This is a genomic window from Bythopirellula goksoeyrii, from assembly GCF_008065115.1.
Classification (GTDB): Bacteria; Planctomycetota; Planctomycetia; order Pirellulales; family Lacipirellulaceae; genus Bythopirellula; species Bythopirellula goksoeyrii.
On the sequence record NZ_CP042913.1, the window covers coordinates 4,794,434 to 4,807,621 of the forward strand.

At 51.7% G+C, this 13,188-nt stretch carries 12 protein-coding genes; 7 read left to right on the top strand and 5 right to left on the bottom strand.

Features of this window, described 5'->3' with window-relative positions:
- Window positions 1-105 precede the first annotated feature (105 nt).
- Together bioB and Pr1d_RS18865 are read left to right on the top strand one after the other, a co-directional pair.
- The gene (bioB, locus tag Pr1d_RS18860; protein WP_148074983.1) at window positions 106-1,140 is read left to right on the top strand and encodes a biotin synthase BioB; all 1,035 of its coding nucleotides are present in this window, start codon (window positions 106-108) and stop codon (window positions 1,138-1,140) included.
- A gap of 224 nt (window positions 1,141-1,364) precedes the next feature.
- The gene (locus Pr1d_RS18865; protein WP_168205352.1) at window positions 1,365-3,626 is read left to right on the top strand and encodes a CARDB domain-containing protein; all 2,262 of its coding nucleotides are present in this window, start codon (window positions 1,365-1,367) and stop codon (window positions 3,624-3,626) included.
- Here Pr1d_RS18865 and Pr1d_RS18870 read toward each other — a convergent pair.
- Both Pr1d_RS18870 and Pr1d_RS18875 read right to left on the bottom strand, forming a co-directional pair.
- Window positions 3,623-4,813, bottom strand: a complete 1,191-nt coding sequence (locus tag Pr1d_RS18870; RefSeq protein ID WP_148074985.1) for a ribonuclease D — start codon at window positions 4,811-4,813, stop codon at window positions 3,623-3,625. The two genes, Pr1d_RS18865 and Pr1d_RS18870, sit on opposite strands and share 4 nt — an antisense overlap.
- A gap of 156 nt (window positions 4,814-4,969) precedes the next feature.
- Window positions 4,970-6,613, bottom strand: coding sequence for a sodium:proton antiporter (locus Pr1d_RS18875; protein ID WP_210417775.1), 1,644 nt, complete (start codon window positions 6,611-6,613; stop codon window positions 4,970-4,972).
- A gap of 239 nt (window positions 6,614-6,852) precedes the next feature.
- Between Pr1d_RS18875 and Pr1d_RS18880 the strand changes: the two genes are divergently transcribed.
- From Pr1d_RS18880 to Pr1d_RS18895, 4 genes are all read left to right on the top strand, one after another.
- The gene (locus tag Pr1d_RS18880) at window positions 6,853-7,542 is read left to right on the top strand and encodes a hypothetical protein (RefSeq protein WP_148074987.1); all 690 of its coding nucleotides are present in this window, start codon (window positions 6,853-6,855) and stop codon (window positions 7,540-7,542) included.
- A complete protein-coding gene (locus Pr1d_RS18885) occupies window positions 7,539-8,300 on the top strand; it encodes a (5-formylfuran-3-yl)methyl phosphate synthase (RefSeq protein ID WP_148074988.1) in 762 nt (253 codons plus the stop codon). Before Pr1d_RS18880 ends, Pr1d_RS18885 begins: the two co-directional genes overlap by 4 nt.
- 261 nt (window positions 8,301-8,561) lie before the next feature.
- On the top strand, window positions 8,562-8,759 hold the full coding sequence (locus Pr1d_RS18890; protein WP_148074989.1) for a hypothetical protein: 198 nt from the start codon (window positions 8,562-8,564) through the stop codon (window positions 8,757-8,759).
- Between the two features lie 67 nt (window positions 8,760-8,826).
- The gene (locus tag Pr1d_RS18895) at window positions 8,827-9,132 is read left to right on the top strand and encodes a polyhydroxyalkanoic acid system family protein (RefSeq protein WP_168205353.1); all 306 of its coding nucleotides are present in this window, start codon (window positions 8,827-8,829) and stop codon (window positions 9,130-9,132) included.
- A 36-nt stretch (window positions 9,133-9,168) separates the two neighbouring features.
- Here Pr1d_RS18895 and Pr1d_RS18900 read toward each other — a convergent pair whose 3' ends face one another.
- Window positions 9,169-10,293, bottom strand: a complete 1,125-nt coding sequence (locus Pr1d_RS18900) for a hypothetical protein (RefSeq protein ID WP_148074991.1) — start codon at window positions 10,291-10,293, stop codon at window positions 9,169-9,171.
- Window positions 10,294-10,638: 345 nt separating this feature from the next.
- Between Pr1d_RS18900 and Pr1d_RS18905 the strand changes: the two genes are divergently transcribed.
- On the top strand, window positions 10,639-11,304 hold the full coding sequence (locus Pr1d_RS18905; protein ID WP_148074992.1) for a hypothetical protein: 666 nt from the start codon (window positions 10,639-10,641) through the stop codon (window positions 11,302-11,304).
- A gap of 76 nt (window positions 11,305-11,380) precedes the next feature.
- On the opposite strand, the gene Pr1d_RS18910 is transcribed toward Pr1d_RS18905, so the two are convergent.
- Window positions 11,381-12,178 carry a methyltransferase family protein gene (locus Pr1d_RS18910; protein WP_148074993.1) on the bottom strand — a complete coding sequence of 266 codons (798 nt, stop codon included), beginning with the start codon at window positions 12,176-12,178 and terminating at the stop codon, window positions 11,381-11,383.
- Window positions 12,179-12,246: 68 nt separating this feature from the next.
- Window positions 12,247-12,987, bottom strand: a complete 741-nt coding sequence (locus Pr1d_RS18915) for a methyltransferase family protein (RefSeq protein WP_148074994.1) — start codon at window positions 12,985-12,987, stop codon at window positions 12,247-12,249.
- Window positions 12,988-13,188: the final 201 nt, after the last annotated feature.

A 13,188-nucleotide genomic window follows, 5' to 3' on the forward strand; every position in this document is an offset into this window, starting at 1 on the left:
CAGGATGGCTGCCCCACGGGGATTCCACCTTGCGAATTGACCGCTGGTTTGCATACTACTTTAGAGCCTGGGAAACCAATTTACTCCGACTTGAGCACAAAGACCATGACCAACGCAGCTTCAGAAACATCCATTTGCCCGAGCCACTGGCAGACGCTCGCTACACGCGTATTGGAGGGAAATGAACTCACCCGCGCCGAGGCGACAGAGATTTTGTCCTGTCCCGATGAAGAAATACTCGATCTCATGCAGGCGGCGTTTCGTGTTCGGCAGCGCTACTTCGGCAAGTCAGTACAGTTGTATTTCCTCATGAATGCCAAGAGTGGCCTCTGCCCGGAAGATTGCAGCTATTGTTCACAGTCAAAGGTCTCCGAGGCGGAAATCCCTCGCTACAACCTCTTGAATCGCGAGCAGATTCTCGCCGGAGCCGAAGCTGCAGCTGAGCGGGGTGCCAAGACCTATTGTATCGTCATCTCGGCACGAGGTCCTAACGAACGCGAAATGGCTGCCGTTGAAGAACTCATTCCTGCGATCAAGGAAAAGCACAATTTGGATGTGTGTGCCTGCCTGGGACTTCTGACCTCGGAACAGGCCGAGCGTTTGAAGGCTTGCGGCGTCGACCGCGTGAATCACAACCTGAACACAGGGAGCGAATTCTATGGCGAGATCTGCTCGACCCACACCTACCAGGATCGCATCGAAACACTCCAAGCAGTGCGAAATGCTGGCATGGAGCTTTGCTCGGGGGGAATTGTTGGGATGGGCGAAGCTCCACAAGATGTGGTTGATATGGCCCTCGAGTTGAGATCCTTGGGAGTCGAGTCGATCCCCGTCAACTTTCTCAATCCTATCGAAGGCACACCGCTGGCCGATCAGGCAGAGCTGACACCCAATTATTGTTTAAAGGTACTAGCAATGTTTCGCCTGGTTAATCCAGACCGCGAAATTCGAATCGCGGGGGGCCGTGAGCTGAGGCTGCGTAGCTTGCAACCGTTGGGGTTGTATGCAGCCAATTCCATCTTTGTGGGAGATTATCTTACAACTAAAGGACAGCTCCCAGAGGCAGACTATGAGATGATTCGCGATTTAGGGTTTGAGGTCACCAACGAATCTCGCCCTGCAACCACTGCTAGCTGCTAAGACGTGCGGGTTGGTTTGCTAGCCCTCGGCGGAAGCCGACGGGGTATTGGCAGGGACCTTCTGCTTTCGCAGACGGGGGTTACATATCTCAGCCAGATTGCCCATTCTATTTTACCGGAATTTCTCAGGATTTCGGCTCAGACTTCCCAAGCATTGAAACCGATAAAGTCTACGAAGGACTGGGGGCAGGCTTTAAATCTATCTCCATGCGCAGGGAAGCGAAAATGACTCGACGATTGATAACCGGCATCGTACTCGTGGCCATGCTAATCGGCACGCCGACGACGATTCATGCCCAACCAGTCCCTAATCGATCGGGTGGAACAACCTTGGTCGACCGCTTGAGCCAGTTGAAGAGCGTATTCGTTCGCGACCAGAGCTCGAAGAATGAGTCCGCTAACGGTTCGTCGTCAAATCGTTCCTCAACTAATCGCACTGCGCGTATGCCTAATCGGAGTGCTTCCCAGGGACGGGTACAGCAAGGTGATCTCCTCCCCAAAGGAATCTTTGATCGAAATGCCGATCCAGGTCACCGAGGGAATGAATATGAGTTGGGAGATGAGGTCTTTGATACTTCCCCACGGCGTGGAAGCAACACGGGCAACCAGGGCTCACTCTCAAACACACGCAGCTCCCCTAGCACGACTCGCGAGAACGAACTTCAGGAAGCCTTGGAAGATCTCTTGGCTACAGACCTCGACGGATCAGGGAATGAAATCGAAGACCTCGATTCAGACGACGGATTCAACCGTTTGCCAAGTGATAGCGAAGACTTTGATCTTCGCAAGGCACTCATCAACAAATCGAAAGGCGGATCAGCTCAAACCAGTACTAGCAACGCAATCGAAGATCTGCGTCAGCAGTTGGAAGCATTAGAGCAGCAAAAGGTATACACTCCCCCTACGGAGTCACGCAACAGGGCTCGCAAGGCGACAAGTGATCGCGATGCCGAACGTGTCTTCACCGGCGTTAGCCAACCTGCTACGCAACCAAGCTCGCGGGTCGCCTCAAACATCCCTTCGAAGAGTAGCAACATGCTCCTGAGTAGCAAGCAACCGATGATCGGCTCGCGAGTAGAAGGTCCGCGACAGATTCTCGTTGGTCGAGAAGCTACCTATCGAGTCATCCTGGAAAACGCCAGTGACACTGCGGCGAAGGATTTGTCCGCCGAAGTAGGTATCCCCGAATGGGCTGAGGTCGTTGAGGTGACTTCAACGAGCGGAGTCGTACAGCAACAATCGAGCACTCAAGGATCAGAAACCTTGAAGTGGCAATTGCAAGATCTTGCTGGTCGGTCCAAGCAGTCGCTGCTGGTTAAACTGATCCCACGCAGCGGTAAACCACTCAATATTTCGGTCCAGTGGACGGTTGCTCCCATAGCAACGCAGACCATTGTTGAGGTCCAGGAACCCAAGTTGGAAATGACCTTAGGTGGTCCTGAAGAAGTGTACTACAACAAGGCCCAACGCTATCAGCTTTCGCTACGGAATCCAGGCACTGGGGACGCGGAGAATGTTGTGGTCCGACTTGTTCCTCCCGGCGGAGATGAACAGTCTGCAAGCTCACATTCGATTGGCAATCTGCCAGCGGGAAGCTCCAAGGAGATCGAACTCGAGCTCACGGCACGCGAATCGGGCCAACTTGTTATGAAGGCGACCGCCACGGCCGCTGGAGGTTTGCAGTCAGAAGCGGTCAAACCAGTTCTCTGCCTCAAACCAGAGATTGAGGTCGATTGGCGTGGCAGCGAGGAGAAATACGCCGGAACTGAGGCCTCGTACTATTTCCGAATTCGCAATCCGGGCACAGCAGATACTGAACCGGTTACTGTGCAGGTCAAACTTCCTAGCGGGGCCAAGCTGGCTTCAGCTAGCGACGGGTATCGGCACGATGCGCTTTCGGGGATCTTGAGTTGGCAGCTTCCTGGCATCAAAGCTGGGGATGCACAATTCTTGCAAATTCGTTGCGAGGTTGCCCGAGCAGGCACGAACCGATTCGTATTGAATGCCCAAACTGCAGGAGGTGGCCTCAGTGCCACTAAAGAGATCGAAACGAACGTGATCGCTATCGCAGACCTGAAGCTTGCAGTGAGCGATCCCAAAGGACCAGTGCCGGTTGGAGAAAACGCGATCTATGAGATTCGCATTCGCAATCGAGGTACTACCGATGCTCAGAATGTAGGTGTGGTTGGACTTTTTTCCGAAGGAATCGATCCCACGGCTGTCGAAGGTGCTCAGTTTAGTGTGCGAGATGGCCGCGTGAGCATTCATCCTATCAATTCGCTGCCAGCAGGCGAGGAACTCGTGCTTCGGATTCGTGCCACCGCTTCGCGGGAAGGAACCCACGTATTCCGAGCCGAAGTCACTTGCCAGGATCTCGACATCAAACTGGCTGCCGAGGAGACCACCAAATTCTATGAAGATCAGTTTCGCTGGGAGGACAGCAAGACTGCCTACTCCAGCGATCAAGAACAGACAATTACTCGTTAGGCCGGGTCTATCGGGTCAAACACGAGTGGGTCTTCTGCGCGGGCATTGTTGATGCGAATTGAGCGTTTGCCTTCGAGCAACTCGTCGATCACATTTCCTACGACCTCTGCTCGCCAACCTTCAGCCAGTGAGGGTGTGGGTTGATCGCCGTTGGTGAGGCCGATGCGATAGGCAATCAGTTCTCGCACATCCGAAGCCGTACCGACCATGCTGGTTGCAATCTCCGCTCGGCGACAGATTGTTCCCAAAGCGGGTGCGAGAAATTGCCCCAAGAGATTCAATTGCGAGGGAAGTTCTGCTTTGCGTCCTCCCACGTGGAGCCTTTCAGTGGGGCCTTCCAAGCCTCGCTGGACACAGTCGGCTAACTCCTGTGCCTTACGCTTGGCGGGAGTACGTTCAATGCCACGAATCCCCATAATGCGATCTGGTGAATCGACCTTGCGTTTTGCAATCTCAACTAACAGGTCGTCTCGCAAAATTCTTCGTGGAGGCTGATTACGGCTCTGAGCTTCTTCCTGTCGCCATGTCCACAGTTCCCGCACAATCGCAAGACTTCGCGAACTGAGTTTGCCAATTCCAGACACACGCCGCCAATCCTTACGACTATTGGCTGCGATTACTTCATTCTGCCAAGCGATCATCTCGGAGGCAAACCACTCACTGCGTCCAAGTTTCGCCAATAGTTCTGTGAATCGCTCATGAAGTGGCAAGAGATAGCGAACGTCCTCCAGGGCATATTCTATCTGAGCGTTAGTCAGAGGCCGTCGCCGCCAATCTGTGCGTTGCTCCCCTTTGGCCGGTTGATGTCCAACAAACTTGCTGACCACGGCACTATAGGATGAAGGATACTCATTGCTACAGAATCCAGCTGCAATCTGTACATCGAACAGATGCTTGGGTACAGCTCCAACGGCACGGAGAAAGAAATTGAGCTCCTCACGGCCCGCATGGAGGACCGTGACATGGTCTCCGGAAACCATCGTTTCCCAAAAAGGAGTGAGATCCTTCAAAGCGAGTGGATCAATGGCTGCTAAATCTTCGGTCGTGGCAACTTGAATCAGGCAGAGTTCCGGATGAAAGGTATCCTCGGAAACGAATTCCGTATCGATCCCAATGATCGGAGCTTCGCGCAGTCTCTTGCAAAGCTGATTTAGGGTATCCGGGCTGGTAATGGTCGGTGAAGACACAGGGCAGGAATCAAGCGGTGTATGCTTCTAGAAAGGTTTCAAGGCAAAGTAGCGTCGATACGGGAACATGTCTCAAGTAGTCTAGCCAATCTTGCTGGCAACGAACAGGCCGTCGGCAGAGAGAGCTATCTAACAGCTTTGATAGTGGGTTGGAATTCAGTGGTCTTCCAAAGTAGCTGATACGTGGGAACTACTCGCACCCTCAGGCACATCATCGACGAATGAGAGATTTTGCCATTGGTTTAACAGCAAAATCGGAATCAGAACCACACAACTGTATCCCATATAGCCAAAGAAACTGGGCATTCTCACGCCAGATTTCTCAGCTATGGCTTTAACCATAAAATTCGGGCCATTGCCGATGTAAGTCATGGCACCCATGAATACGGCTCCGAGGCTGATGGCCTTGAGCAGTTCTTCCGGGACTCCTCCCGTTATGGACTGCACAGTAGGATCTTGGGCAGTCTTAAAGAAAACAAGGTAGGTTGGTGCGTTGTCGAGAAATGAAGACAATGTTCCGGTAGCCCAGAAGTATCCACCTGGGCCAAGTGATTTGGCCAGCACGGCACCCCTCTCAGCCAGAATTTGCAAAGCGGGTTGCATGCAGACAAATATTCCAATGAATAGAGCAGCAACTTCTACGATTGCAGCAAAGTTAAAATTGTTCGCTTCACGAATTTTCTTCGAGCCAAAGTGGAGCGAAATTGCCACCAGGGTCAGTTGAACGACCTCCCGCAAAAACATCCAAGCATGCCAATCCGTGCCTGGTATTGCTTTCTTTGGATCGAGCAAGGCGACTGCCAAAACTACGCCTATGAGAAGCGGAACGTTCAGGGCGAGACCACTGATCTTGAGCTTCCTAGTTTGGGTAATATCTCTCTTGATATCACGAATCGTTTCTTGACGATAGAAATAGAGTTGGTCTGCAAGACAATAGACAAGTATCAGCAGCCCGTTTACTAATAACCATGATGGCCAGAGCCTTAGCGTCCAGGTAAAACTAACTCCTTCAAGATAACCTAAGAAGAGCGGGGGATCGCCGATTGGCAAGAGACATCCGCCACAATTGCACACGACAAAGATAAAAAAGACAACCGTGTGGCTGACATGTTTGCGCTCTTTGTTTGTTTCCAACAACGGGCGAATCAATAGCATGGCCGCGCCAGTGGTTCCCACAAAACTAGCTAGCAATCCACCAACGACCATGAAGGAAGCGTTGGTGAGTGGGTCAGCCCGGAGGTCGCCTTCAATGCGTATGCCGCCAGCAATTGAGTAGAGACTAAACAGCAAGACAATGAAGGGAATGTACTCCGCAAGAATCGCATTCCCCAGAATCGCTCCGACAAAACCTGTTTGGATCGCTCCATCTGACGGAGCCACTGTCGAGTGGACTGGCCAATGGGAGTCGACAGGCATATCGTGCATAAACGCATAGTAGCAAAGGGTGACTAGTGCGAGCCCAGCGGCAACTTTAAACCGACTTGCGTTGCTTTCCCACCAATGTTCAGTAGCGTGCAGTAGAGGGAGCACCGCAATAGCTCCCAACAACAAGACGAACGGAATGATGGTCCAAAGCGGGGGGGCGGTACTGTCAGCATGTTCTACGCTGTGGGTGGCATCTCCATGGGCTTCTGAAGAATGATGGGCACTGGCACTCTCCACAAGCTGGGTCGCATATTGGGGATGTCCCCAGAGGGCGCTTAGTAGATAGAACCCTATCACGCCTACGAGTGCAATCAGGACTGCGTTGCCACTGCTACGATGTCCACTGGAAGTCATGCTCGTGATATCCGTCGCCACTTGGTTTTGCCTCTGGCGGTTGCAGTTGCACCGCACTTCTATGGAGAAAGGTTAAGGACTGTGATTGCCTACGTCTACGCCTTGCGGCTAATTCTTAGTGCCGACAAAATGGGGTACCGATTTCAATTTTGGCTGAAATTTGGAGTGAAGATCATGGCATTTCTCACAGATAGACTGAATGAATGTCCTGAAAATATTAGGTCATATGCAGTCCTTTGCCCTAATTCGGGTCCCGATTAATGGGTGCCGAGCAGCAAACACCTCCGGGGAAGGATGTCAAAATCGGCAATACCGAAGCAATCACCCGGAGCTTTCGGCGGGCTCCCAGTATCGTTAGACTTGGCAAAGAATGTATTTCTGTTACCCACGAAGCCATTGAAGGTCCTATGCCAGAAGTCTGGTTGCGTTCGAATCGAAGAGTCATCGCGCTGGGACTAGTCCCGATTGTCTTGCTGGGAGTGATGAGTGTGCTGCTGTCCATGAAAACGGCTAGTACCCTTCTGGCAGGTGTAGCCGTCGGCATGCTAGTTCTCAGCGCAATCCTCTCTGGCATCTTATTGAGAAGCCTCGTAAGTCCCCGAATCGCTTACTTGGATGGCCAAGTGCTGTTCTATTTGAAAGCAGGTAGGCCAATAGCCGTACCCGTTCATGTGGTCGAGGGTTTCTTTCTGGGGCAAGGTCCCGCCCATCTTCCGATTGGCGATGCCGATAGCCAAGTGACGATCAATCTGGTTGCCCGACTCTCCCAAAAAGAACCGCAATGGGCCGAGATCGAAGTAAAACCGGCTCTTGCTCGGTGGAGTGAAGGATATATCAGCATTCGCGGAAGTTGGTGTGAGCCATTGAACGGAGAAGTCATCCGGCGACTCAATCGACGGCTCGGTGAGGTCTCACGAGAACAGCAAGCATCTGTCGAAAGCAGTTCATGAATCATATACAAAGTCTTGAATCGCCTGCCAACGCACTACTGCATCACGGCAGTCATTCTCCCAAGCTGTTGGTCAGTGTGCGCGACGTATCGGAAATCGAAGATGCAATCGCCGGAGGTGCCGATTGGATCGATTTCAAAGAACCTCACGATGGTCCCTTGGGAGCAGTCAGCTCGAACCAAGCTTGTCAAATGGTTCGTGTTGTCGATAGCAGACTGCCAGTCTCAGCAGCTCTTGGCGAGCTGATTGACTGGCAAAGTGCACCCTCGCAGCAACTGTTGAAGATACCTGGAATTGACGTCGTGAAGTTGGGGCTGGCTGGTTGTGCCTCACTTAGAAATTGGGAGTCCACGTGGCAAGATCTCTATCAACAAGCGGCCGACCATGGCAAACAGATGGCTGCTGTAGCATACGCTGACTGGTCGCGCGCGGAGGCTCCTAGCCCCGATGCGGTACTAGAAGCAGCCATCAAGACTGGGGCAAGTTACTTACTTATCGACACCTGGGACAAACGATCACGTTCGACGCTGGATTGCTTCAACCCAGAGGAACTTGCGGGACTGGTGAAACATGTCAGAAGCTCGGAGATACGAACCGTTCTGGCAGGAAATCTGCGATTGGCCGACATTTCTTCAGCAGTGGAATTGGAAACTGACATTCTCGCAGTGCGTGGAGCTGCTTGCCGGGGAGATCGCACTGATACGATCAATTACCAAGCAGTCCGGGCAATCAAGAGGGCGATTGTCAGCGCAAGGTGAGTACCTCCCACCTGTTAGGAAAACTTGACTAGTTGTTGTCTGTAGTACCAAACGGTGTGAATTAAACCACCCATTTCCCAAGTCAATAAAAATTGCTTGACTATTCGCTCAAATCAGCGATACTCACATGCTGTACGACCGGTTTATGGGGGGCAGTCGCCAGAGATCAGTTACAACATGTAATCGATCTGTAGTTTCAGTCGAGCCTCGCATTGATACGGTTAGGATAATTCGTTTCTGCGACAATTTGAGGATCGAATCGTGCAAAAGTCAGTACTGGAAGCGATTAAAGAGGGTGTTTGGGATTTCGAACCGAAATCAATCAAAGAGGATTCTTATGATCCGACGGGGGCTATGCCAGGCACGAGAGAAAAACTTTCTGTGATGGCAGAGCGAGTTGAATCTGGACTGCCACTTTGGCACGGAGGAGATCGCACCGAGTATGATGACGAGCGCTAGTGCCTCGTTCATTTCGATGGATATCACTTTTCTCAGTTGAATCTGAGGCATTTGAATCGGAGGTTTTGTGCCGAAATTACAACTAGAGGTTCCGCACACGCTTCCTCAGAATGAGGCGCAAGATCGGTTGCAGCGTTTTACTGAGTCCATCCATGGAAAATTTGGCGATCAAGCCAAGGATGTGACGCAATCCTGGTCAGATAATGTCTTAACTTTTGGATTCAAGACCTTGGGAATGCGCATTGACGGCAACATCGCGGTCGAACCCGAAAAGCTTGTCGTCAACGGAGACTTGCCTATGGCCGCGATGATGTTCAAGGGGAAAATCGAATCGGAAATCCGACAGCAACTCGAACGATTAGTGCGGGTTTGAGACTCCAAGGAAAGGAAAGAACCTTTCCCTTCTTTTTCACGGGATTACAGATTCCAAGTCTTGCTCCGATGCAATGAGCGTCAATCTGCCGTCCTGCAAGCGATAATCAATCCCAAGTGGGTGAACGATCGCATCCAATAAGATGGACAAATCGGCCTCTTGGACTTCACAAGAAACAAGCTGTTCTCGTGGGTCGGTATCGCGATCGAGCAGGTCATTTTCCCAAACCACCTCAAGGCCCAACTGATGAGCTATTTGGGTTATCACCTTTCCGAGTGGCTGGTTCTTCAACCGTAGACTGAACAACTGGCGTTGCTGGCTTGACTTCTGAGGAACCCTATCTGAGCTACCTGAACTGCTGCCGGATAGTAATCCCATAAGTTTCTTGTGGTCTTCCCAACGCCCCCGTACCGAGAGTCGATTTCCAGTTTGTTGAACTAGCAGTTCAGGTGCCTTACGGCTCATTTGCTCGACAACGGACCGCGATTTTCGACCCGCATCGTACTCGCGCGCAATCGTCACCGGCCTCTCGATCGCTACTACATTACACTTGTCGCCATCCGGCGATATCTGGCAAGTCAGGTCGAAACCAACCAAGAGCAGCACGACTCGATCGACAAGGGACAAGGTCGGAAGTTTTTTTGCCGCCCAAAGATCGTGTTCGATCAACTCTGGGTGCACCAGTTCAATCCCCTGCTCTTCCAACCACAGTTTGAGCAACAAACCAGGCTCGCTCAGTCGTGGCCAGCCAATCATACTCTCGCGCAACCAGGTGTCTTTTTTTCGTGTTGGTAATTCTTGTACGGAATCTTTTGCCAACTCAATAAGTGTAGCAATCTCGTGAGCAGCATCCTGTGGACCGACGTAACAAATGTTTCCCAAATCTGACCAACCCAGTGATCCATCTTTGGTTAGAGAATTGAGCACATCACGAAGTGGAACATCTCGAAAATGCCCATCTATCGGCCGTTGGATATCCACCCGGCGATCTACCCAGAACGTAATGTCACGGGCAACTGCCAGTCGATCCAAGACGACTCCCAGAGACTGCCCCTTCCAGATGGCAGAAATGCGCATACCAAGCTGTGAATAGACTTCGCCGGGAGGAGAACCTGTTCTTTCTGCCCCCGCGAGATGGTTATGCCCCAGTCCGAGCGCCATGCCCAGCAGCCCCAAGCACAGCAAGAACCTGCAATTTTTGCAAGCAAATTTTCTCAATAAAACGCCTTTCTGGGAAAAATAACTTGGCAGAAAACGATTGGCCTACTTACCCATTCTACTCGCCCGATGGGGATTCGTGAAAAACTCCCCCACTATTTCGTTGAGAAAAAGCACCCTTCAACTAAAATAAAGTTTGGAGTTGAAGTTTTCATCCTCAGTGCGAAATATACAGCTCCATCCTCTGCTGTCTTTTCAAGTAGCAATCAAGCTGGAGTGCTTGATTGGTGAACACAACTCTCTGACGAGCGGGTCGAGCTCTGTCAGAGCAACAGGGTATCACTTCGCATGAGTCATAATTACACCCAACGGCCGTTGCTTGTCTACCACTATGAGCGGTACCAAGTCGATCAAAACATCGGCTCTTACATCCGTAGTGTCTCTACCAGTTATACGACCGGAGGACTGGAACGGTTGCTCTCTGGAGGAGAAACTGCTGCCCGACGTGGTGCCGTCTTGGCACTCGGACGATTGGCAGATTATCGCTCCAATTCGGCTCTTGGCAGAGCACTCGTTGACAAAGACCGGGGGGTAAGGAACCTAGCCGAGACTGCCATTCAGCACCTTTGGATGAGAATCGGTACTCCGACCCAACAGCGGCACTTGGTCGCGATCGGTGAGCAAATTGATGACAAAGATTTCGAGCGCGCCGCTCAAATTGCGACAGCACTCGTGGAAGATGCCCCTTGGGTTGCCCAGGCGTGGTATTACCGGGGCAAGTCTTTCTTGCAACTGGGACAATTCGAAGCCGCCAGCCGTGACTGCCATCAGGCATTGGAAGTTAATGCCTATCACTTCCTAGCCGCCTCGACCATGGGCCAAACCTATCTGAAGTTGAACGATTCTATCTCGGCTCTCGACTCTTTCCGCCGGGCTCTACGGCTGAATCCCAATATGGAAGAAGTTCGTGCCCAGGTGATTCATCTCCAGCGCACGCTGCGGGATAAGAGCTGAGCCGTAGTTCGGGCACTCTTGCCCGATACTCGTTTCCCTCTGGCGAGCAGGACTCGCTGTGCGCGGCTAAACATGTCTACACGAACCAGAATGTTCGGCGTTTCCACTCGCGGTACTCTTCGCCGAAGGCTTCTTCCAGGACCCGATCTTCAAGCTTGGAGCGATAGAGCTGCAGTGCGACGAATGCACAGTAGAGTCCTATCCACACGACATGCAGCCTCGCAAAGCATAGCCACACCCCGGCTTGGGCAATGAACTGGCCCAAATAGACCGGATGTCGAACGAAGCGATAGGGGCCTGTCGTCTTTAGTTCACGCGCTTCGGGGACAATGCCGAAGCTGCGGCAGAGAACCAGGTAACCCCAAACATCGAGGATGTTTCCGACAGTGATTAGCACCCCTCCGACCAGAGCGGTGTACCAGGTGATCGGGCTTCGCCACAAGAAATCATAATAAGCTGTCTTCCAGCTTTCGTTGAATAGGCCCAATCCCCAACCGAGCCACATGACGAAAATGAAGGGAGCGAAAGCGGTGAACAGGGTGATCAAAATGATTCGGCCATCAGCTGCTCGTGATTTCGGTTGAAACCGAACAATGAAACTGATCGCAATCAAGAGATAGGTCAGGTCAATCAGCACCGGAACCCACGGCATCCTGATCACTTTGCCGCTAGGCAACTCAGACCAAGGAACGTAATTCCAAAAGTCTCCACTCCAGTATTTCTCGGCACTAACCCAAGTAAACACAGTGAAGAAAGCTAACCCAATGACTCGGAATAGCCAATCCGGCGCCGCGAGCCAAAGTCGCATGGGCCAAGCGCGTGACTCAGCAGATATCTCGCTGGGAACAGTGGACGTGGGCGTATCGATCATCATACCCAAAGTATAGGTCGTCCGAAAACGCTAGGGGGAGTTCTTCTGAATCGCCCTGCTGTCATTTCGAGCTACGTTTCCAAGGTATTGAGTAGGCTTGTATGTTTCTTCAGATGTCGGAGTACCACATAAACGATGGCTGCTACACCCAGAAACGCCACCCATTCGGGCTCGAACACCAACCGATGATCAATCGCCAAGTGCTCCAGGATTTCTTCTCCGAACAAAGCGAACACCGCCAGGAATAAGGTCGTGTATTCCTGACGCAACACTCGCCTCCACGAAAAGTTGCGCGAGGGCGAAACCCAGTTGGATAATCGAGGAATGAACGCCGGCGTCTTTGCGGCCCACTCTCTAAATCGATCGCCGAACTTCTGACGTAAAAAAGACTCCTCCGCGAACATAATACGTTCGTAGTACAACCAAAAGCCAAGGCAGAAAACAAGTGTCAACCAAAAATCAAAACAAAAAATTATGATGCCGCCCCACATGAGGAAATTACCAACATAGAGCGGGTGGCGAACCACTGAATACAAACCTGTAGTGTTGATACTTGTGGCGACCTGTTCGCGAGTGTTGCGCCCCGAAGTTCCGTCAGGCGCGTAACCGGCTACCAGAGCACGAACCGCTAGGCCTGAAAATACAACGGCCATGCTTGTGATGTGCATGACCTCATGAAGCCCATTGCTGCCCCAGGGAAAATGATAATCACGCATCTTGATGAGAAATGGAATGACGAAAATTAAGGGTACGTAGCTGCGAAACCGGAACAGCCAGTTGCCACTATCTTTCAGTTCCTTCTGTAGACCCATTCGATTTTCCTTTGACCGAGAGTGATTGAACTAGATTCACACAGCGCAACAGATTAAAGAGGCGGCCGTTTCCGGTAAAGACCAAGGAACAAAGTTCAGTGGCATGCATTCCAATTGCAACTAGGTCTCAATACCAACTGAGGAGTAACAACAGATCATAATGACCACTGAGAAGAACATATTTCTTCGCATTAATTGGTC